The organism is Leucobacter sp. GX0328, assembly GCF_053567315.1.
This window is the reverse complement of sequence record NZ_JBSGPC010000002.1, coordinates 379,026-399,213: the sequence shown is the minus strand read 5'-3', so window position 1 is coordinate 399,213 and position 20,188 is coordinate 379,026. Positions and strand designations below refer to the sequence as shown.

Sequence of the window (20,188 nt, the reverse complement as noted above, 5' to 3'; positions counted from 1 at the left end):
GCACCTCCCCGGGACCGCCCCGTGCACGCAAGAAAAAGGGGGCGGCCGCAGCCGCCCCCTGACATAGCCGGCAGAACCGGCGAACGGGATTACGCGATCGCGTCGATGATGCCGTTCAGCGTCGCCGACGGGCGCATCGCCGCATTCACGAGCTCGGGCTGCGGCTTGTAGTAGCCGCCGAGCTCGACGCTCTCGCCCTGCACGGCGAGCAGCTCGGCGACGATGGCCTCCTCGTTCGAGGTGAGCTGCTCGGCGACGGGGCCGAAGAACGCGGCGAGCTCCGCATCGGCCGACTGCTGCGCGAGCTCCTGCGCCCAGTACTGCGCGAGGTAGTAGTGGCTGCCGCGGTTGTCGATCGTACCGAGCTTGCGACCCGGCGAGCGGTCGTTCTCGAGGAAGGTGCCGGTCGCCCGGTCGAGCGTGTCGGCGAGCACCTGGGCCTTCGGGTTGCCCGCGGTGGTCGCGTGGTGCTCGAGCGAGGCGGCCAGCGCGAAGAACTCGCCGAGCGAGTCCCAGCGCAGGTAGTCCTCCTCGACGAGCTGCTGCACGTGCTTCGGGGCCGACCCGCCGGCACCGGTCTCGAAGAGGCCGCCGCCCGCGAGCAGCGGGACGATCGAGAGCATCTTGGCGCTCGTGCCGACCTCGAGGATCGGGAAGAGGTCGGTGAGGTAGTCGCGCAGCACATTGCCGGTCACCGAAATGGTGTCGAGGCCGCGGCGCAGGCGTGCGAGCGTGTAGCGCGTCGCCTCCTCGGGCGCGAGGATGGCGATCTGCACGTCCGACGCGTCGAGGGTCGCGAGCGCCTGGTGCACCTTCGCGATGAGCTGGGCGTCGTGCGCGCGATTCACATCGAGCCAGAAGACCGCGGGCACGCCGGTCGCGCGGGCACGGGTGACGGCGAGCTTCACCCAGTCCATGGCGGCGATGTGCTTCGTCTGAGTCGCGCGCCAGATGTCGCCGGCGCCGACGGTGTGCTCGATGACGACGTCGCCGTCGCTGTCGACGAGCTGCACGGTGCCCGCCGAGGCGATCTCGAAGGTCTTGTCGTGGCTGCCGTACTCCTCGGCGGCCTGCGCCATGAGACCGACGTTCGGCACGGTCCCGATGGTGGCGGGGTCGAGCGGGCCGTTCGCGATGACGTCCTCGATGACGGCCTGGTAGACGCCGGCGTACGACGAATCGGGGATGACCGCGATCGTGTCGTCCTCGCCGCCGTCGACGCCCCACAGCTTGCCGCCGTTGCGCACGAGCGCCGGCATCGATGCATCGACGATCACGTCGGAGGGCACGTGGAGGTTCGTGATGCCCTTGTCGCTGTTGACGTACGACAGGCGCGGGCCTGCGGCGATCGCCTCGGCGATCTCATCGGCGATGCCCTGACCGCCGGGGATGGCGTCGAGGCCCGCGAGGATGGCGCCGAGACCGTTGTTCGGGGTGATCCCTGCAGCCTCGAACGCGGCGCCGTGCTTCGCGAAGACCTCGGCGAAGTAGGCCTTGACGGCGTGGCCGAAGAGGATGGGGTCGCTGACCTTCATCATCGTCGCCTTGAGGTGCAGCGAGTAGAGCACGTTCTCGGCCTTGGCCTGCTCGAGCGTCTCCGCGAGGAAGGCGTCGAGGGCGGCGGCCGACATGAAGGTCGCGTCGATGATCTCGCGCGGCAGCACCTTCAGGTTGTCCTTGAGCACGGTGACGGTGCCGTCCTCCGCCGTGTGGCGGACGGTGAGCACGTCGTCATGAGCCGCGATCCACGACTTCTCGTTCGATTTGAAGTCGTCGTGGCCCATCGTCGCGACGCGGGTCTTCGATCCGGCGGCGAACGGCTTGTTCGTGTGCGGGTGCTTCTTCGCGTAGTTCTTCACCGACTGGGGCGCGCGGCGGTCGCTGTTGCCCTCGCGCAGCACCGGGTTCACGGCCGACCCCTTGATGCGGTCGTAGCGCGCGCGGATATCCTGCTCCTCGACGCCGCTCGGCTCATCGGGGTAGTCGGGGATGTCGTAGCCCTTCGACTGCAGCTCGGCGATCGCGGCCTTCAGCTGCGGGATCGAGGCCGAGATGTTCGGGAGCTTGATGATGTTCGCTTCGGGCTGCGTCGCGAGCGCTCCGAGCTCCGCCAATGCATCTCCCACCTGCTGCTCCGGCGTCAGCCGCTGCGGGAACGCGGCGAGGATGCGCCCCGAGAGCGAGATGTCGCGAGTTTCGAAGGCGATGTCCGCCGCGCGGGTGAACGCGTCGACGATCGGCAGGAGCGAGGCGGTGGCGAGAGCCGGTGCCTCATCGGTGTGGGTGTAAATGATGGTGGAGTCGGTCACAGCTGGTAGTTCTCCCGTTCGAAAGAGGGCATAAGGCCTCCAGCATCTTAGCCCACCAGCCTGAACTATCTCGATGTCGAGAGAAAACGCGCAGGGATCGCGGCCCATAGACTGGCGGGTATGAGCGAGCGCGTAATTCTCGAACCCGGTCAGACCGCCCCGAACTTCTCCTTGCCCGACCAGTCGGGCACCATCCGTTCCCTCTCGGACTATCGCGGCGAGCGAGTGATCCTCTTCGTCTACCCGGCTGCCATGACCCCCGGGTGCACGAAGGAGGCCTGCGACTTCCGCGACTCCCTCGAACCCCTGCAGGCGGCGGGCTTCGCGCTGCTCGGGCTGTCGCCCGACGAGGTCGAGAAGCAGGGCCGCTTCGCCGAGCGCGACGCCCTCGCCTATCCCCTGCTCAGCGACCCGGAGCACGGGACGCTGCTCGCGTACGGCGCGTACGGCGAGAAGAAGAACTACGGCCGCGTCTACGAGGGCGTCATCCGGTCGACGTTCGTCATCGATGCGGACGGCCGCATCGAGCACGCCCTGTACAACGTGAAGGCGACCGGCCACGCCGCCCGGGTACTGAAGCTCGTGGGCGTCGGCGCGGCATAGCCGCGGCGCGTCAGTTCGGCACGGCGTCCGACTGCAGCAGCGGCTTCGCGAGGATGGCCGCGACGAAGCCGACGAGCGCCGCGCCCACCAGCGCGAAGCCGAACTGCCAGGAGCCGATCGCGAGCTGCAGACAGCCGGTGCCCGCGGCGAAGAGCAGCACGTGGATGGTGACCGCCGACCCCCGCACCCAGCTCGCCCGCGAACGCAGCGCGCCGATCAGAGTGATGAGCACCCACAGCAGCGAGCACACCGACATGACACAGAGGCTCGCATTCTGCACGAGGAAATCGCGATCGCCGAACGTGGCGGCCCCCGTCAGATAGGCCACCCACACGAGCAGCAGCGTCTCGAGCGCGAGCAGCACGGCGAGCACGCCCCATGCGATGCGCGCACGATTACCGACGGCGGGTGACGAACTCATGACGAGCACCTTTCCAGAGAATTGCAAATTGACTATTGATTTGCCTTGATATCCATGAAACTATATATTTCGTCGAGTTTCGCGCACACCGACGTGAGCATTCTCAGCCACGTTTCAGGTAATTGACGGCGCGAGATCTAGGCCACCGGCCTCCAGTGTATTTCGCGTGCGTTCGCAGCATAGGAGGACACACGATGGATTGGCGCGAGCAGGCGGCTTGCCTCACGGTAGACCCGGAGCTCTTCTTCCCGGTCGGCAACACCGGCCCCGCCGTCGAGCAGATCGAGCGGGCGAAGTCGGTGTGCGCGCGGTGCACCGTCACCGAGATGTGCCTGCAGTACGCGATGGACACCGGTCAGGATTCGGGTGTCTGGGGCGGTCTCAGCGAGGACGAGCGCCGCGCTCTGAAGCGCCGCGCCGCACGTGCGCGCCGCGCCTCCTGACCACTGATCGGATGAAGAAGCCCCGGGCCGCGGCCCGGGGCTTCTTCATTGCGTCACGACGTCAGTCGGTGCCGGAGTCGAACGCCGCCGAGAGGCCGAGCTGATCGGCGTCGCCGTCGATGCCGCCGACCGCGTCGGCGATCTCCTCGGCGCCGCCGGCTTCGAGCTCGCCGACGAGCTCGGCGGTCGCGCCGCCGACGAGGCCGAGAGCCGCGTACTGCTCGAGGCGCTGCCGCGAGTCGGCGATGTCGAGGTTGCGCATGGTGAGCTGGCCGATGCGATCCTCGGGGCCGAAGGCCGCGCCTACCGTGCGCTCCATCGAGAGCTTCTCGGGGTGGTAGCTGAGGTTCGGGCCCTCGGTGTTCAGGATCGTGTAGTCGTCGCCGCGGCGCAGGCGCAGCGTGACCTCGCCGGTGACCGCCGAGCCGACCCAGCGCTGCAGCGCCTCGCGCAGCATGAGCGACTCGGGATCGAGCCAGCGGCCCTCGTACATGAGGCGACCGAGCTTGCGGCCGTCGTTGTGGTACGAGGCGAGCGTGTTCTCGTTGTGGATCGCGTTGACGAGGCGTTCGTAGGCGATGTGCAGCAGCGCCATGCCGGGAGCCTCGTAGATGCCGCGCGACTTCGCCTCGATGATGCGGTTCTCGATCTGGTCCGAGACGCCAAGGCCGTGACGGCCGCCGATCGCGTTGGCCTCGGTGACGAGGGCGACGGGGTCGGCGAACTCGACGCCGTTGATCGCGACGGGGCGGCCCGCCTCGAAGCGCACCGAGACCTCTTCGGTGGCGACCTCGACGTCGTCGCGCCAGGCGGCGACTCCCATGATCGGCTCCACGATGTCGAGACCGGCGTCGAGGAACTCGAGCTTCTTCGCCTCGTGGGTCGCACCCCAGATGTTCGCGTCCGTCGAGTAGGCCTTCTCGGTGGCATCGCGGTACGGGTAGCCGTGGGCGACGAGCCACTCGCTCATCTCGTGGCGGCCGCCGAGCTCTTCGACGAACTGGCTGTCGAGCCACGGCTTGTAGATGCGCAGCGCGGGGTTCGCCATGAGGCCGTAGCGGTAGAAGCGCTCGATGTCGTTGCCCTTGTAGGTGGAGCCGTCGCCCCAGATATCGACGCCGTCCTCCTTCATCGCCCGCACGAGCAGCGTGCCGGTGACGGCGCGGCCGAGCGGGGTCGTATTGAAGTAGGTCTTGCCGCCCGAGCGCACGTTGAAGGCGCCGGTCTGCAGCGCGACGAAGCCTTCTTCCACGAGGGGGAGCTTCGCGTCGACGTGGCGGGCGAGCTCGGCGCCGTACTCCTTCGCGCGGCCGGCGACGCCGTCGATGTCGGGTTCGTCGTACTGACCGATATCGGCCGTGTACGTGCAGGGCACGGCGCCCTTCTCGCGCATCCAAGCGACGGCACATGAGGTATCGAGGCCACCGGAGAACGCAATGCCGACGCGCTCGCCGATCGGGAGGGAGGAAAGAACCTTAGACATGCCTTCTATCCTATGACGAGCCGGAGGCTCCCGTTTCCCCATTCGCATCGGCGAGCAGCGCGACGTAGAGCCCGGTGCGGGTATCGGCGCTGCCGAGACTCGAGCCGATGACCGCCTCGATGCGGTTCAGACGCGCGTAGACGCTCGGCCGACTGAGGTAGACGGCGCGGGCGACTTCGGCGATATTGCCGTTCAGTTCGATGTAGGCGCGCAGGATGCGCAGGGTGTCATTGCCCTCTGCCTTCAGCTCCGCGAGGCTCTCGTCGACGAACGATCGGATGCGCGCCTCGTCGCTCATCGATCGCAGCAGGCGCCGCAGGCGCACGTCGCCCACCGTGGCGTACGGCACGAGCCTCGGTTCGACGCCGATCGCGGCCTCCGCCACCGCCCGTGCCTCATCGACCCCTGCATCGATCGACGCCTGCAGCTCGGCAGCGCTCGGTCCGATGCCGACCGACCACTCCCCCGCGCTGAGTGCGCCGTCGGCGCCGAGATCCGCCGCGCGCGCGAGCGACTGCAGCACATCCCGCGCCTCCTTCCCGGCCGGCACCCCGACGACGACCCCGATCGCGTCGGCCGAGAGCTCGCATGCGAGCAGCGGCACGCCGCGCTCTGCTGCCGCGCGGTACAGCGCGTCGAGCACCGGGCCGGAGCCCGCCGCCGCGTCCGCCGCGTGCGCGGGCGCGGCGGCCCGTACGACGGCGAGCGGAACATACTCGGCCGCGGCGGCGATGCCACTCGCCTCCGCCCGCAAGCGCGCCGACGCCTCCGACATGAACCCGCTCACCCGCAGCTCCTCGAAGGCGCCGACCGGCGCGCGGAAGCGCACGTCGTACGACCGGCCGAGATTGGCGTAGCAGAGTTCGAGCACCTGGGCCGCGCGTTCGAGGATCGCCTGCGGCTGCGGCCCGGGGAGGCGCATGGGCACGACGAGACGTCCGACGGTCTCCTCGCGCTCCCGATAGTTCACCTGGAGCCAGTCGCCCGTTGTGATGCCGGCGGCGCTCGACACGCTCCGCGACCGATTCGCCCAGTTCTCGAGCAGCCGCTCCGTCTGCAGCCCGGCGGTCGCATACGCCACCACGCCGTGGTGCAGATCCTCGTAGACGACCGGGGCGAGCAGCAGCTCCGAGGTGCGCCGCAGAATCTCCGTCGGGCTCGCGCTCTCGACGCTCAACCGGTCGATCAGCCGCACGAGATCGGTCTCGGGGCCGTCGCCCCGATCGATCGAGAGCAGCACCCGGTGCACGGCCTCCGTCAGGTCGACGAAAGGAACGCGATCCCTGAGCAGGATCACCGGGAGGCCCGCCGACCCCGATGCCGCGCGCAGCACCAGCTTGGCGTGCTCGTCGCCGTGCAGCAGCGAGACCATCACTCCCGAGGCCCCGTTGCGCACGAGCCCCGCGAAATACTCCGCGGCGGCTTCGGGAGACCCGGTGATGGCCTCGCCGGCAGTGAGGATCATCTCGCCGCCCTTCAGCAGCCCTGCGAGGTCGGTGCCGTCGGTCGTGTGCATCCACCGCACGGCGCCGTCGAGATACTTGCTGCCCCCGAGCAGCACCGGGCTCGTCGCCCGCACGGCAGGGATGGCGAGGATGTCGGAGACCGTCGCATGCATTTACACAGTGTAACGCTGCCGCTTACGGTTCGATACACGGCGCTTCTTGTCGCCCGTTTCGGGCCGGGCCGATACTGGTGCGAGTACTCCCGCACAACGAAGTTTGGACCCCGCAATGACCCTTCCGAATTCCGGCGACTACGCCCCTTCGGGCAGCATCAACATCGCCTTCGACAGCGAAGAAGAAGCCTTCCGCGTGCTGCGCGACGAGGTCTGCGCCGACTTCGCCCGGGGCGAGGGGACGCGCATCCCCGGCCAGCTCACCAAGATCGAATACGTCATCGCCGTCGCCGCGATCGTCGCCGCGTTCATCGGCATCCTCATCTGCCGTTAAGGCCCACCGACTCATCAGTTCCGTTCCAAAGGAGGAACCATGGACTTCGCACTCGAAGCCGAACGCGGGCGCGCTCCGCTCCCCGCACGTCTGAGACTCTGGGGCTTCTGGGAATACACCTGGGCCAACTCCGCCCTCGCCATCGCCACCTGGGGCTTCCTCATCGGCGGCTCGCTCGCCGGCATCGTCGGCGTGAAAGACGGCATCCTCGCCATCGTGCTCGGCAACGTCGTCGGCGTGCTGCTCACGAGCCTCGCCGTCTGCATCTCGTCGGGCAAGTACGGCGTCGAGCAGTACACGTTCCTGCGCAGCATCTTCGGCCCGAACGGCAGCCGCGTCATCTACATCCTCGCGATCGTGCTGCTCACCGTCGGCTGGCTCGTCGTGCTCGGCACCATGTTCGGCCGCTCGGTCGACTCCGCCGTCGCCGTCATCGGCGACCGCGCCCCAGAGCCCGGCGCCTGGTACATCCCGCTCATCACGATCGCAGCGATCGCCCTGACCGCGTTCATCGTGGCCAAGGGCCCGACCTCGATCAAGGTGTTCAACACCGTCGTCGCCCCCGCGCTCTTCATCGTCATGGGCGTCATGGTCTACCTCTACCTGCGCGACTACTCGGCGCTCGAGCTGTGGGAGCTGCCCGCGCTCGAGCAGCTCACGCCGTCGCAGTCGCTCAACTTCATGATCGCCGTCGAGATCAACATCGCCGCCGGCTTCTCGTGGTGGCCCTACATCGGCAATCTGTCGCGCATCACGAAGACCGAGCGCATCGCGTTCTGGCCGAACCTCATCGGCATCTGCTTCGCCGCGTGCGTGGGCGAGGTCGTCGGCCTCGTCGGCGCGATCGTCTACGGCAATGCCGATCCGACCCACTGGATGACGAAGCTCGGCGGAGTCTGGCTGAGCGTCATCGTGCTGCTCTTCATCGCCTTCGCGAACGTGACCAGCATGGCGAACATCCTCTACACCGCGATCGCAGGCCTGCGCCAGGCCTTCCTGCGACACCTCGAGCGCTTCGGCTGGGAGAAGCTCACCTACATGTTCTGCGTCATTCCGGTGGTCGCGATGTTCGCGCTTCCGGGCCTGTACGACGGGTTCATCACCTTCATGGTGTGGACGGCGGCGCTCTACTCGGCGCTCTCGGGCATCATGATCGTCGACTACTTCTGGCTGCGTAAGAGCCACGTGCCGCTCGCCGACCTCTTCGACACGACGCCGAACTCCAGCTACTACTACTGGAAGGGCTTCAACCCGGCCGCGATCATCGCGCTCGTCGTCGGCGCCATCGCCTCGATCGCCACGTTCAACCCGCAGACGCTCGCACACGGGCTCTTCTTCGAGACGACGACCGCATCGGTCTTCTCCCTCGTCATCGCGGGCCTCGTCTACGCCCTCGTCAACCCGCTCTTCGTGAAGAAGCTCGGCTGGGGCGCGTACGACCGGCGGCCCATCGCCCACGCGGCCGCCTGAACCGCACCGGCACCCATTCACCACCACCTCCCGAAAGGACGCACGATATGCCCACGATGAAGGCCGCAGTGCTCACCCAGACCAGCGCTCCCCTCGAGTTCCTCGACATCGAGCGCCCCCAGCCCGGCCCCGGCCAGGTGCTCGTCAAGATCGAGGCGTGCGGCGTCTGCCACTCCGACGTGCACTACTGGAACGGCGAGGACGAGCTCCCCGAGGGCCGCCCGCAGCCCGTGCTCGGCCACGAAGGCGTCGGCACCATCGTCGAGCTCGGCGAAGGCGCCCGCGGCGAGATCGGCGACCGCGTCGGCATCGGCTTCGTGTACGAAACCTGCGGCGAATGCCGCGAGTGCCGCACCGGCGGCGAGACCTACTGCCAGAACTCGCAGGCGACCGGCGTGCACGTCGACGGCTGCTTCGCCGAGTACATCGTGTCGGCCGACAACTGGGTGACGCCCATCGACGAACGCCTCGACTCGGCAGAGGCCGCGCCGCTGCTGTGCGCCGGTGTGACCGCGTTCAGCGCCGTCAGCAAGACCGGGCTCGGCCCGGGCAAGATCGGGGTGGTCTTCGGCCTCGGCGGCGTCGGCATGTACGCCCTGCAGTTCGCCGTGCTCACCGGCGCGAAGGTCATCGCCCTCGACTTCGACGAGGCGAAGCTCGAACAGGCGCGCGAGTACGGCGCCGCGCTCGCGCTGAAGCCGGGCGACGAGGCGACGGCCGAGATCCTCGCCCTCGGCGGCGCCGATGCCTGCCTCAGCTTCGCCCCCAGCCCGAAGGTGCTGAAGAACGAGATCGAGGTCGCAGCTCCCCGCGCCACGATCGTGCAGGTCGCACTGCCGCCGCAGGAGCTCTCGTTCTACGCCTGGGAGATCATCAACAAGGGCCTCAGGATCGTCGGCAGCGCCGACGGAACGCGCCTCGAGCGTGACACCGTGATCCGCCTCGCCGCCGAGGGCCGCGTGCAGTCGAAGGTGCTCCCCATCCCCTTCGCCGACATCAACGAGTCGATCATCGAGCTCGACGAGGGCCGCGCCCCGGGCCGCTATGTCGTCACGCTCTGACCGGCGTCACCGCATTCCCACCCGAACCAGCACAGCAGAGTGAGAACGAACATGTCTGAGAACATCGAACGCTACTTCGACCAGTACGGCCTGTCGCCCAAGACCCGCGCCTTCATCGCGAAGGAGCACGGCCTCTTCATCGGCGGCGAGTGGTCGGTGGGCCCCGAGCGCACCGATGTCATCGAGCCGTCGACGGGCGAGGTGCTGACCACGCTCACCACCGGCACCGTCGACGACCTCGACCGCGCCGTCGCCGCCGCACGCCGGCAGTTCGACGAGGGCGAGTGGCCCCGCATGAAGCCGCTCGCCCGCGAGCAGCTGCTGCTGAAGCTCGCCGATGCGCTCGAGGCGAACCTCGACGAGTTCGCCGAGATCGAGTCGGTCGACGTCGGCAAGTCGCTGCAGGATGCGAAGGACATCGATATCCAGGGCACGGTCGACACCCTGCGCTACTTCGCGGGCTGGGCTTCGAAGATCGGCGGCCGCAGCGCCGAGGCGTCGAGCATGCCGGGCGAGTACCTCGCGTACACCCGCAAGGAGCCGGTCGGCGTCATCGGCGTCATCGTGCCCTGGAACTTCCCGCTGCAGACGCTCGCCTGGAAGCTGGGCGCGGCCCTCGCCGTCGGCTGCACGGTGGTCGTGAAGCCCGCCGAGCTCACCTCGCTGAGCGCCCTGCGCTTCGCCGAGCTCGCGCAGGAGGTCGGGATCCCCGACGGCGTCATCAACATCGTCACCGGCCGCGGCTCGGTCGTGGGCTCGGCGCTCGCCGCGCACAAGGACATCGACAAGATCACCTTCACCGGTTCGACCAAGACCGGCCTCGCCGTCGGTCACGCGGCGCTCGAGAACTGGACCCGCATGACCCTCGAGCTCGGCGGCAAGTCGCCCGTCATCGTCTACTCGGACGTCGACATCGAGCAGACGGTCGAGCGGGTCGCGCTCGGCATCTTCGCGAACAGCGGCCAGGTGTGCGACGCGGGATCGCGGGCGTACATCCACGAGTCGATCTACGACGAGTTCATCGAGAGGCTCGGGGCCCACGTCTCGTCTCTCGCCGTGAAGCCGGGCCTCGACCCCGACTGCTTCATGGGGCCGCTCGTCTCCGAGAACCAGATGCGCCAGGTCGTCGACTACATCGAGATCGGCATCGCCGAGGGCGCGCGGCTCGTCACCGGCGGGCCCGAGACCTCCGAGACGGGGTTCTTCGTGCAGCCGACCGTCTTCGCCGACTGCGACAACGACATGCGCATCGTGCGCGAGGAGATCTTCGGCCCGGTGCTCGTCTGCCAGAAGTTCTCGACCGAGGAGGAGGTCGTGAAGCTCGCGAACGACAGCGACTACGGTCTCGCCGCGACCATCTACTCCGAGAGCATCAACAACGTGCTGCGCGTCGCACCGCAGCTGAAGGCCGGCAGCGTGTACGTCAACGCGCAGAGCACCATCGACCCGGCGATGCCGTTCGGCGGATACAAGGCCTCGGGCTTCGGCCGCGACCTCGGCGCCGAGCAGCTCGACTTCGTGACCGAGACCAAGACCGTCTGGGTCACGATCGACGCATAGGACCGGGTGCCACGAGCACCCCAACTCGTACGGGCGCCCCGCGGCGCCGAAGAAAGGATTCACATCATGGTGGCACACAAGCCCGTCGGCCCGGTCGAAGCGACCGAGGTCCCCCGCTACGCCGGTCTCGGCACCTTCGCCCGGCTCCCCCAGGTGCACGAGGTACCCGACTACGACGTCGCCATCCTCGGCGTGCCGTACGACGGCGGCGTCTCGTTCCGTCCCGGTGCGCGCTTCGCGCCCGCCGCGATCCGCGAGGCCTCGCGCCTCTTGCGCCCCGGATTCCACGTCGAACTCGACACCACGCCCGTCGAGAAGAAGCAGTTCGTCGACGCCGGCGACGTCGCCTGCACGCCCTACAACATCGGCAAGGCCGTCGAGCAGATCGAGGCCGCGGCCTCGAAGTTCGTCGGCACGGACAAGGTCGTGATCGCGCTCGGCGGCGACCACACCATCGCCCTGCCGATGCTGCGCGCGACCGCGAAGGTGCAAGGCCCCGTGGCCCTGCTGCACTTCGACGCGCACCTCGACACCTGGGACACCTACTTCGGCGAGCCGATCACGCACGGCACCATGTTCCGCCGCGCGTTCGAGGAGGGCCTGCTGATCGAGGACAAGTCGATGCACATCGGCATCCGCGGCCCCGTGTACGATCAGGACGACTTCGTGCGCGATCACGAGTTCGGCTTCCAGATCATCCGATGCACGGACATCGACGAGATCGGCGTCCCGGCCGCGATCCAACGCGTGAAGGATCGCATCGGCGATACCCCCGTCTACGTCTCGATCGACATCGACGTGCTCGACCCGGCCTACGCCCCGGGCACCGGCACCCCCGAGATGGGCGGCCTGCACTCGCGCGAACTGCTGCGCCTCCTGCGCGGCCTGAACGGCCTGAACATCGTCGGCGCCGACGTCGTCGAGGTCGCACCGGCCTACGATCACGCCGACACGACCGCGCTCGCCGCGGCCACCCTGGTCTTCGACTACATGGCCCTGCTGACGCAGGACTGACCGAAACGCGCTACCAGCGCACGACAATGGGTCGCATATTGGGGTTTGCTCTTCACGGAGACCCCAATATGCGACCCATTGTTCTCGTTCTGCGGGCCGAGGCGGCACGCGCTGGGCGGCACGCGCCTCGGCGGGTCGGCTCAGATGAGGCCGAGCTCGCGCACCGCCTCGCGCTCGGCGACGAGCTCGGCCACCGAGGCGTCGATGCGGGCGCGCGAGAAGCCATCGACCGGGAGCCCCTCGACGATGCGCCATTCGCCGCCCTCGGATCGCACCGGGAACGACGAGATGAGCCCCTCGGGCACTCCGTACTCCCCGCGCGAGACGACTGCGGCGCTCGTGCGGCCGCCGGCCTCCCCCGTGCCGCGCACCCAGTCGCGCATGTGCTCGATCGCGGCGTTGGCGGCGGATGCCACCGAGGAGCCGCCGCGCACGTCGATGATCTCGGCGCCCCGCTTCGCGACGCGCTCGATGTAGTCGCCGCGCCCCCACTCCTCGCCCACGGCGGCGAGCGCGGGGTCGCCCGCGATGGTGGCGTGGCTGAGGTCGGGGTACTGGGTCGCCGAGTGGTTGCCCCAGATGGTGATGCCGTCGATGTCGGAGACCGCGGCGCCGACCTGCTCGGCGAGCAGCCCCGCCGCGCGGTTGTGGTCGAGCCGCGTGAGTGCGGTGAAGCGCTCCGGCGGCACTGCAGGGGCGTGCTGCTGCGCGATGAGCGCATTCGTGTTCGCGGGATTGCCGACGACGACCACTCGGATGTCGGCGGCGGCGTGCTCGCCGATCGCGCGCCCCTGCGGGCCGAAGATGGCGCCGTTCGCGGCGAGCAGGTCGCCGCGCTCCATACCGGCGGTGCGGGGCCGGGAGCCGATCAGCAGCGCGAGGTTCGTGCCGTCGAATGCGGCGTTCGCGTCATCGCTCAGCTCGACGCCGTCGAGCAGCGGGAAGGCGCAATCGGTGAGCTCCATCGCCGCTCCCTCGGCCGAGCGCATGCCCTGCGGAATCTCGAGCAGGCGCAGGATCACGGGCTGGTCGGCGCCGAGCATGTCGCCCGCTGCGATGCGGAACAGCGCCGCGTAGCCGATCTGGCCTCCGGCGCCCGTGAGTGTGATGGTGATCGGCGGCTTCGTCATCGCGGGGTCTCCTCTGCGGCGGGTGTCGGAATCATCTACGGGTCAACGGGTCCTGACGGATCGCAACGGCTCCGTGCGGGCCCCGCGCACCTCAGCGGTCGTTGAAGGCGCGCGGGTCGGGCCCGAAGTTGCGCTGCTTGTCGAGCGATGCGATCGCGGTCATCTCGGCGTCGCTCAGTTCGAAGTCGAAGATGTCGGCGTTCTCGAACAGGCGCTCGCGGCGCGAGGTCTTCGGGAAGATGATGCGCCCCTGCTGCACGTGCCAGTGCAGCACGACCTGAGCCGGGCTCTTGCCGTGCGCTTCGGCGGCGGCCAGAATCTCGGGGCGTTCGAGCAGGTCAGATTTGCCCTGCGACAGCGGCCCCCAGGCCTCGACGGCGATGCCGTGGTCGCTGCAGAACTGCGAGAGCTCGCGACGCTGGTGCAGCGGGTGCACCTCGATCTGGTTCACCGCGGGCACGACGCCCGTCTCGGCGATCAGCTGCTCGAGGTGCTCGATCTCGAAGTTCGAGACGCCGATCGAGGTCGCGCGGCCCGACGCGGCGATGTCGATGAGAGCGCGCCAGACATCGACGGCCTGGCCGTGCTCGGGCTGCGGCCAGTGGATGAGGTAGAGGTCGACCCGATCGAGTCCGAGGCGCTCGAGGCTCTCCTCGAAGGCCTCGAGCGGGCGCGGCTGGTCGGTGTTCCAGAGCTTGGTCGTCACGAAGATCTCGTCGCGCGGGGTCCCGCTCGCGCGCACGGCGCTGCCGACCTCGGCCTCGTTGCGGTAGAAGCTCGCGGTATCGATGTGGCGGTAGCCCGCCTCGAGCGCGTCGAGCACGGTGCGCTCGGTCTCGCCCTGCGCGACCTTGTACACCCCCAGACCCAGTTGCGGGATCTGCCGACCGTTGTTCAGACTGATGTTCGGAATCGCAAGCGCACTCATGCGGCCAGTCTAGGGCGGCCGAACACGGGATAATAGGGGGGTCATGACGAATCCCGCCACACGAATCGAGTTCCCGGCCGACCTCCCGGTGTCGCAGATGCGGGGCGAGATCTCCGACGCGATCCGCGACCATCAGGTCGTCATCGTCGCCGGCGAGACGGGCTCGGGCAAGACCACGCAGCTGCCCAAGATCGCCCTCGCGCTCGGCCGCGAACGCATCGCGCACACGCAGCCGCGCCGTCTCGCCGCCCGCACCATCGCCGAGCGCATCGCCGATGAGCTGGGCTCCGATCTCGGCGGGCTCGTCGGCTACCAGGTGCGCTTCACCGACAAGGTGTCGGCCGACACGCGCATCCGGCTCATGACCGACGGCATCCTGCTGAACGCGATCCATCGCGATCGCGACCTCTCGGCGTACGACACGATCATCATCGACGAGGCCCACGAGCGATCCCTGAACATCGATTTCCTGCTCGGGTACCTGAAGACGCTGCTGCCGCGCCGCCCCGACCTGAAGGTCATCATCACCTCGGCGACGATCGACCCCGAGTCGTTCGCGCAGCACTTCGCCGACGCGAGGACGCAGCGGCCCGCGCCGGTCATCGAGGTGTCGGGTCGCACCTTCCCGGTCGAGATCAGGTATCGGCCGCTGGTCGAGGAGACCGTCGTGCCCGATAAGAAGGGCGGCCCCGATCGGGTGCGCAGGGCCGAGCGCGACCTCTTCGACGCCATCGGCGATGCGGTGCAGGAGCTCGGCCGCGAGGAGCCCGGCGACGTGCTCGTGTTCCTCTCGGGCGAGGCCGAGATCAGGGATGCGGCAGACGCGCTCGGCGGGCGGTTCTCCAGGGATCGCGCCAGACCGCTCGAGATCCTGCCGCTCTACGGCCGGCTCTCGGCCGCCGAGCAGCACCGGGTGTTCGAGCGCTCGTCGATGGCGGGGGCGCGCCGCGTCGTGCTCGCCACGAACGTCGCGGAGACCTCGCTCACGGTGCCCGGCATCCGCTACGTCGTCGACGGCGGCACGGCGCGCATCTCGCGCTATTCGGCGCGCAGCAAGGTGCAGCGGCTGCCCATCGAGGCGGTGTCGCAGGCGAGCGCGAACCAGCGTTCGGGCCGTTCGGGGCGCACGAGCCCCGGCATCGCCATCAGGCTCTACGCCGAGGACGACTACGAGAACCGTCCCGAGTTCACCGAGCCCGAGATCCGCCGCACGGGCCTCGCCTCGGTCATCCTGCAGATGCTCGCGCTCGGGCTCGGCGATATCTCCCACTTCCCGTTCCTCACGCCGCCCGATCAGCGCGGCATCGCCGACGGTCTGGGGCTGCTCGCCGAGCTGGGCGCCGTGCGCATGGAGGGCAAGGGATCGCGTGCGCAGGCGCGCATCACGAAGATCGGCCGCGAGCTGTCGCGCCTGCCCATCGAACCGCGCTTCGCCCGCATGGTCGTCGAGGCCAGGCGCCACGAGGTCGTGCCCGAGGTGCTCGCGATCGTCGCGGGCCTGACGGTGCAGGATGTGCGGGAGCGCCCGCTCGAGAAGCGCGCGCAGGCCGACCAGCTGCACGCGCGCTTCGCCGACCCGCAGGGCGATCTCATGACGCTGCTGAACCTCTGGAACTACCTGCAGAAGCAGCAGCGCGAACTGTCGTCGAGCGCCTTCCGACGGCTCTGCAAGGCCGAGTTCCTGAACTTCCTGCGCGTGCGCGAGTGGATGGATCTCAATCGGCAGATCAGCCGCATCGCGGGGGCGAATCGCTCCCGGCCGGGCACGGCATCGCAGACCGTCGGGGCCGGTGCCGACGGGGATTCGAGCGCGAACAGCGCGTTCGAGCCGATCCACCGGTCCATCCTCGCCGGCCTGCTCTCGCAGCTCGGCGTGCGCGACGACCGGCAGGATCGCAGTGCGCCGGGCCGCGGCCGGGGCGCTCCGGGGGCGGTGAAGCGCAAGCCCGCGCAGGAGTACATCGGCTCCCGCGGCACCCGCTTCGTGCTCTTCCCCGGTTCGGTGCTCGCGAAGAAGCCTCCCGAGATCGTGATGAGCGTCGAGCTCGTCGAGACCTCACGGCTCTTCGGCCGCGAGGTGGCCGTCGTCGACCCGGCCTGGGCCGAGGAGCTCGCGGGCCCGCTCGCGAAGCGCAGCTATTCCGAGCCGCACTGGGAGAAGAAGCAGGGCGCGGCCGTCGCCTATGAGCGCGTCACCCTCTTCGGCGTGCCGATCGTCGACCGGCGCCGCGTGCAGCTCGCACGGTTCGACCAGGCGCACGCCCGCGAGCTCTTCATCAGGCACGCCCTCGTCGACGGCGACTGGGAGTCGCCGCAGGCGTTCGACCGGGCCAACCGGCAGCTGCGGCGCGAACTCGAGCAGCTCGAGGAGCGCACGAGACGGCGCGACATCGTCTCCGACGACGAGGCGATCTTCGAGTTCTACGACGCGCGGGTGCCCGCCGACGTCGTGTCGACGCGGAGCTTCGAGGGCTGGTGGAAGGAGAAGCGCCGCACCGCCCCGAACTTCCTGCACCTGCGCCGCGACGACCTCATGGAGGACGAGGCGGAGGCCGTCGACGAGCACGAGTTCCCCCGCCAGTGGAAGCACGGCGACCAGACGCTGCGGCTCAGGTACCGTTTCGACCCGACGGCGGCGGACGACGGCGTGACCGTGAACGTGCCGCTGCCCCTGCTCCCGCGTCTCGACAGCGCCGACTTCGAGAAGCTGGTGCCCGGGCTGCGCCAGGAGCTCGTGACGGCGCTCATCAAGACGCTGCCGAAGGCGATCCGCAAGCACGTGGTGCCCGCCGCCGATTGGGCGAGGCAGCTGCTCGTCGCGGTCAGCCCGAAGGTCGAGCACGACGATGCTTCGCTCCTGCGGCTGCTCGCCGATGAGATCCGTCGACGCACGAGCGTGCCGGTGTCCCCCGACGACTTCGCCCCCGACCGTCTGCCGTCGCACCTGACTCCGACGTTCCGCGTGGTCGACGGCCGCGGGCGCACCATCGGCTCGGGCAAGGATCTGCGGCAGCTGCAGGCAGCCCATAAGGATCGTGCGACGCAGGGCGTCGCGAAGGTCGCGGCGGCCGCGCTGCCGAAGAGCGACCTCGAACGCACGGGTGCGACCGCCTGGGATTTCGGCGATCTGCCGCGCCACGTCGACACCGAGTACGCGAAGGGCCGCGGTGCAGGGGCCGGCGTCGTACGCGCGTACCCGGCGATCGTCGACCGCCGCACCGGCGTCGACCTCGTGCTGGTCGCGGACGAGGCGGAGCAGGCCCGTCTGTCGCGGCGCGGCATCCGCCGACTGCTCGCGCTGAGCTCTCCGTCGCCCGCGAGCTACGTGCGCGAGCATCTGTCGAACCAGGAGAAGCTGCTGCTCGGCGGCGGCCCCTACCGCTCGCTCGACCTCGCGATCGCCGACGTCTCGCTCGCGGTCGCGGACCGCGCGATCCGCCGGCACGCGCCCGATGGTCTCGTGTGGCGGGCCGACGTGTTCTCGGCGATCGCCGACGAGTACGCCAGATCCCTGATCGATGAGATCTACGGGGCGATCGCGCTCACCGCCCGTGTGCTCGACGGCGCGCGGCTCGCCCGCAAGGCGGTCGACCAGGCGAAATCGATCCAGGTACTCGGCCAGGTCGCCGATGCCGCGCAGCAGATCGACGGGCTCGTCTGGGCCGGTTCGGGCGCCGACGGCTTCGTCTCGCGCACCGGGCTCGCGCAGCTCGCGCGCCTCCCGGTCTACCTCGAAGCCGTCCGGCTGCGCATGCAGGGGCTCGTCGAGAACCCCGGCCGCGATCGGGCCCGCCAGAACGAGATCGATCGCGTCGCCGCGCTGTACGCGGAGGCGGGCGGGGCGATCCCGACCCCCATCGATGCCCCCGGGCATCTCGTGCACGCGCGGTGGCTCATCGAGGAGCTGCGGGTGAGCCAGTTCGCCCAGCAGCTGCGCACCGCGGAGCCGGTATCGGTGCAGCGCATCCAGAAGGTGCTGCAGGACCGGTAGCGATGCCCGGCACCGCTCGGGCACGGCTGCCGGGCGGGTTCAGCGCCCCGCGGCCCACTCGGGGTCGACCGCGATCGCGGTGACGTGCAGGTCGCGGCGGGGGAAGTCGATGCCGTCGACCTCGATCTCGATGCGCCGCTCCCCCGTCGCGGCGTCGACGCTGAAGATCTCGAGGCCGTCGAGCCTCGTGAACGACGGCCCCCGGCCGCCGTCGTCGAACTCCTCGTCGGTGGCGACGCCGAACACGCGGCCTTCCACCGCGGCGAGCATTCCCTCGGGCGTGCCCGCCGCGATCTCGTATTCGGATGCGCCGTCGGACTCGAGGAATCCGGCTAGATCGCCCGATACGACCGCGTCAAGCACCGGGATCTCGCCGGTGCCGGAGGAGTGTCCGGTCCCGTCCGGCAGCGCGACCGACCACAGGTTCCACTCCGCGGTCCAGTACAGGCGGCCGTCGTGCACGAACGGGGAGTGCGGCGACTTCTCGATCAGCTCCCCCGGGTACCGCACCGAGAACTCGAGCGGGGCGCCGCCCGAACGGTCCCACACGCGCAGTCTCTCGCGCGGCTCGGGCCCATCGGGGATCGCGCCGAGACCGTAGACGCGATCCGCATCGCAGGCCAGGGCGACGACATCGTCGAACAGACCGAGCCCCGCGAAATCGCTCGTCCGCGGCGTCACCGGTGCGATACCGTTCGCGGTCGCCATCACGATCCCGTCGCCGCAGCTCGCGAGCTCCGGGATCTCGCGCCCGATGTCCGTTCCGGTGAGCGATGCGCCCGGGCCGGCTGCATCGACGAACAGCGCTCGCTGCCCATCGGCCGAACCGGTGAACACTGCGAACCCCGGTCCCGACGCGAGACGTGCGCGATCGTGGACGCCCTCCGTCGGGCCCGGCACGGCGAGCTTCACGAGGCCGTTCTCGCCGATCAGGTACTCGTGCGTCGGGTCGCCGGTGCTGATCCCTGCATCGGACCAAGCGATCTGCGTGCCGATGAATCCCCGCTCGGCGAGCTGCACCGAGCGCGCGGTGCCGGCTTCGTTCACGAGCACCAGATACGACGTGCCCCGCGCCTCGAGCCGCAGTGCGACGACGGCGTCCTCGGCCCCGAAGCTCTCGGAGATCGGCGGTGCCTGCAGATATCGCGCGAGGGAGCCGACGCCGAAGAGCGCGCCCAGCGCGAGCACGACGATGAGCACCGCTCCCCAGGCCTTCAGCACACGACGTGCTTCGGTCGAACCGCTCGCCGCCCGGTCGCGCGCGTCGGAACCCCGACGGCTTCGACTCACCGTCAGCTCGCGAACTACTGCTGAGCCGACTCGACCAGCACGCGCCGCGCCTCGTGCAGCAGCTCCGCGTCGACGATGAGGTCATAGCGCGTGGCGATCATCTGCATCACCGACGAGAAGTCGCGCCGGTTGCGGTTCATGGCGTACGAGAGCACGCCGAACAGCATGCCGAAGCCGGCGCCGATCACGACGGCGGCGGCGAACACGCCGAGGATCGCCTCGTTGTCGGGCTGGAAGATGAAGAGGAGCAGCCCGAGGAACAGGCCGAGGTATGCGCCCGACAGCGCCCCCATGAGAGCGACCCGGCCGTAGGTCAACCGGCCGGTCACGCGCTCGACGCTGCGCACGTCGTTGCCGACGATGCTGACCTGCCGCACCGGGAAGCCGGAGCGGGCGAGCAGGTCGACGGCGTGCTTCGCATCCTCGTAGCGGTCGTAGGTCGAGATGATCTCCCCCTGAGGGATCTCGGGTACCACGGCGGCTCGCGACGAAGACATGGGGCCTGGAATGCTCATGCCTCTATCTTCTCATCG

At 69.2% G+C, this 20,188-nt stretch carries 16 protein-coding genes; 8 read left to right on the top strand and 8 right to left on the bottom strand.

Features of this window, described 5'->3' with window-relative positions; all coding sequences use genetic code 11:
• Nucleotides 1-89 precede the first annotated feature (89 nt).
• On the bottom strand, nt 90-2,309 hold the full coding sequence (locus ACUYTF_RS10035) for an NADP-dependent isocitrate dehydrogenase (protein WP_449279698.1): 2,220 nt from the start codon (nt 2,307-2,309) through the stop codon (nt 90-92).
• Between the two features lie 120 nt (nt 2,310-2,429).
• Here ACUYTF_RS10035 and bcp point away from each other — a divergent pair, with 120 nt between their 5' ends.
• The gene (bcp, locus tag ACUYTF_RS10030) at nt 2,430-2,912 is read left to right on the top strand and encodes a thioredoxin-dependent thiol peroxidase (protein ID WP_449279697.1); all 483 of its coding nucleotides are present in this window, start codon (nt 2,430-2,432) and stop codon (nt 2,910-2,912) included.
• Nucleotides 2,913-2,922: 10 nt separating this feature from the next.
• On the opposite strand, the gene ACUYTF_RS10025 is transcribed toward bcp, so the two are convergent.
• Entirely contained in the window at nt 2,923-3,333 is a 411-nt protein-coding gene (locus ACUYTF_RS10025) for a hypothetical protein (RefSeq protein WP_449279696.1), read from the bottom strand.
• A gap of 194 nt (nt 3,334-3,527) precedes the next feature.
• On the opposite strand from ACUYTF_RS10025, the gene ACUYTF_RS10020 reads away from it, so the two are divergent.
• Nucleotides 3,528-3,776 carry a WhiB family transcriptional regulator gene (locus ACUYTF_RS10020; protein WP_010156721.1) on the top strand — a complete coding sequence of 83 codons (249 nt, stop codon included), beginning with the start codon at nt 3,528-3,530 and terminating at the stop codon, nt 3,774-3,776.
• A 61-nt stretch (nt 3,777-3,837) separates the two neighbouring features.
• Here the strand turns inward: ACUYTF_RS10020 and argG are convergent, their stop codons facing one another.
• Both argG and ACUYTF_RS10010 read right to left on the bottom strand, forming a co-directional pair.
• Entirely contained in the window at nt 3,838-5,259 is a 1,422-nt protein-coding gene (argG, locus tag ACUYTF_RS10015) for an argininosuccinate synthase (protein ID WP_449279695.1), read from the bottom strand.
• Between the two features lie 10 nt (nt 5,260-5,269).
• A complete protein-coding gene (locus ACUYTF_RS10010; RefSeq protein ID WP_449279694.1) occupies nt 5,270-6,877 on the bottom strand; it encodes a PucR family transcriptional regulator in 1,608 nt (535 codons plus the stop codon).
• A 115-nt stretch (nt 6,878-6,992) separates the two neighbouring features.
• Between ACUYTF_RS10010 and ACUYTF_RS10005 the strand changes: the two genes are divergently transcribed.
• The 5 genes from ACUYTF_RS10005 (at nt 6,993) to speB (ending at nt 12,316) form a co-directional block, all read left to right on the top strand.
• Nucleotides 6,993-7,211 (top strand): hypothetical protein, encoded by a 219-nt coding sequence (locus tag ACUYTF_RS10005; protein WP_434142718.1) that lies wholly within the window; start codon nt 6,993-6,995, stop codon nt 7,209-7,211.
• Between the two features lie 39 nt (nt 7,212-7,250).
• The gene (locus ACUYTF_RS10000; protein WP_434142717.1) at nt 7,251-8,681 is read left to right on the top strand and encodes a cytosine permease; all 1,431 of its coding nucleotides are present in this window, start codon (nt 7,251-7,253) and stop codon (nt 8,679-8,681) included.
• 47 nt (nt 8,682-8,728) lie between these two features.
• Nucleotides 8,729-9,742 (top strand): alcohol dehydrogenase catalytic domain-containing protein, encoded by a 1,014-nt coding sequence (locus ACUYTF_RS09995; RefSeq protein WP_449279693.1) that lies wholly within the window; start codon nt 8,729-8,731, stop codon nt 9,740-9,742.
• Nucleotides 9,743-9,793: 51 nt separating this feature from the next.
• On the top strand, nt 9,794-11,302 hold the full coding sequence (locus tag ACUYTF_RS09990; protein ID WP_449279692.1) for an aldehyde dehydrogenase family protein: 1,509 nt from the start codon (nt 9,794-9,796) through the stop codon (nt 11,300-11,302).
• Between the two features lie 66 nt (nt 11,303-11,368).
• Complete coding sequence (gene speB, locus ACUYTF_RS09985; protein ID WP_449279691.1) at nt 11,369-12,316, top strand: agmatinase; 948 nt, start codon at nt 11,369-11,371, stop codon at nt 12,314-12,316.
• Nucleotides 12,317-12,456: 140 nt separating this feature from the next.
• Here speB and ACUYTF_RS09980 read toward each other — a convergent pair whose 3' ends face one another.
• Together ACUYTF_RS09980 and ACUYTF_RS09975 are read right to left on the bottom strand one after the other, a co-directional pair.
• Entirely contained in the window at nt 12,457-13,446 is a 990-nt protein-coding gene (locus ACUYTF_RS09980; protein ID WP_449279690.1) for a malate dehydrogenase, read from the bottom strand.
• A 91-nt stretch (nt 13,447-13,537) separates the two neighbouring features.
• Entirely contained in the window at nt 13,538-14,374 is an 837-nt protein-coding gene (locus ACUYTF_RS09975; RefSeq protein WP_449279689.1) for an aldo/keto reductase, read from the bottom strand.
• 43 nt (nt 14,375-14,417) lie between these two features.
• Between ACUYTF_RS09975 and hrpA the strand changes: the two genes are divergently transcribed.
• Entirely contained in the window at nt 14,418-18,365 is a 3,948-nt protein-coding gene (hrpA, locus tag ACUYTF_RS09970) for an ATP-dependent RNA helicase HrpA (RefSeq protein WP_449279688.1), read from the top strand.
• Between the two features lie 39 nt (nt 18,366-18,404).
• On the opposite strand, the gene ACUYTF_RS09965 is transcribed toward hrpA, so the two are convergent.
• Together ACUYTF_RS09965 and ACUYTF_RS09960 are read right to left on the bottom strand one after the other, a co-directional pair.
• Nucleotides 18,405-19,655: a hypothetical protein gene (locus tag ACUYTF_RS09965; protein WP_449279687.1), complete on the bottom strand. Its 1,251-nt coding sequence runs from the start codon at nt 19,653-19,655 to the stop codon at nt 18,405-18,407.
• Nucleotides 19,656-19,669: 14 nt separating this feature from the next.
• Nucleotides 19,670-20,170, bottom strand: a complete 501-nt coding sequence (locus tag ACUYTF_RS09960) for a general stress protein (RefSeq protein WP_434142706.1) — start codon at nt 20,168-20,170, stop codon at nt 19,670-19,672.
• Nucleotides 20,171-20,188 lie beyond the last annotated feature (18 nt).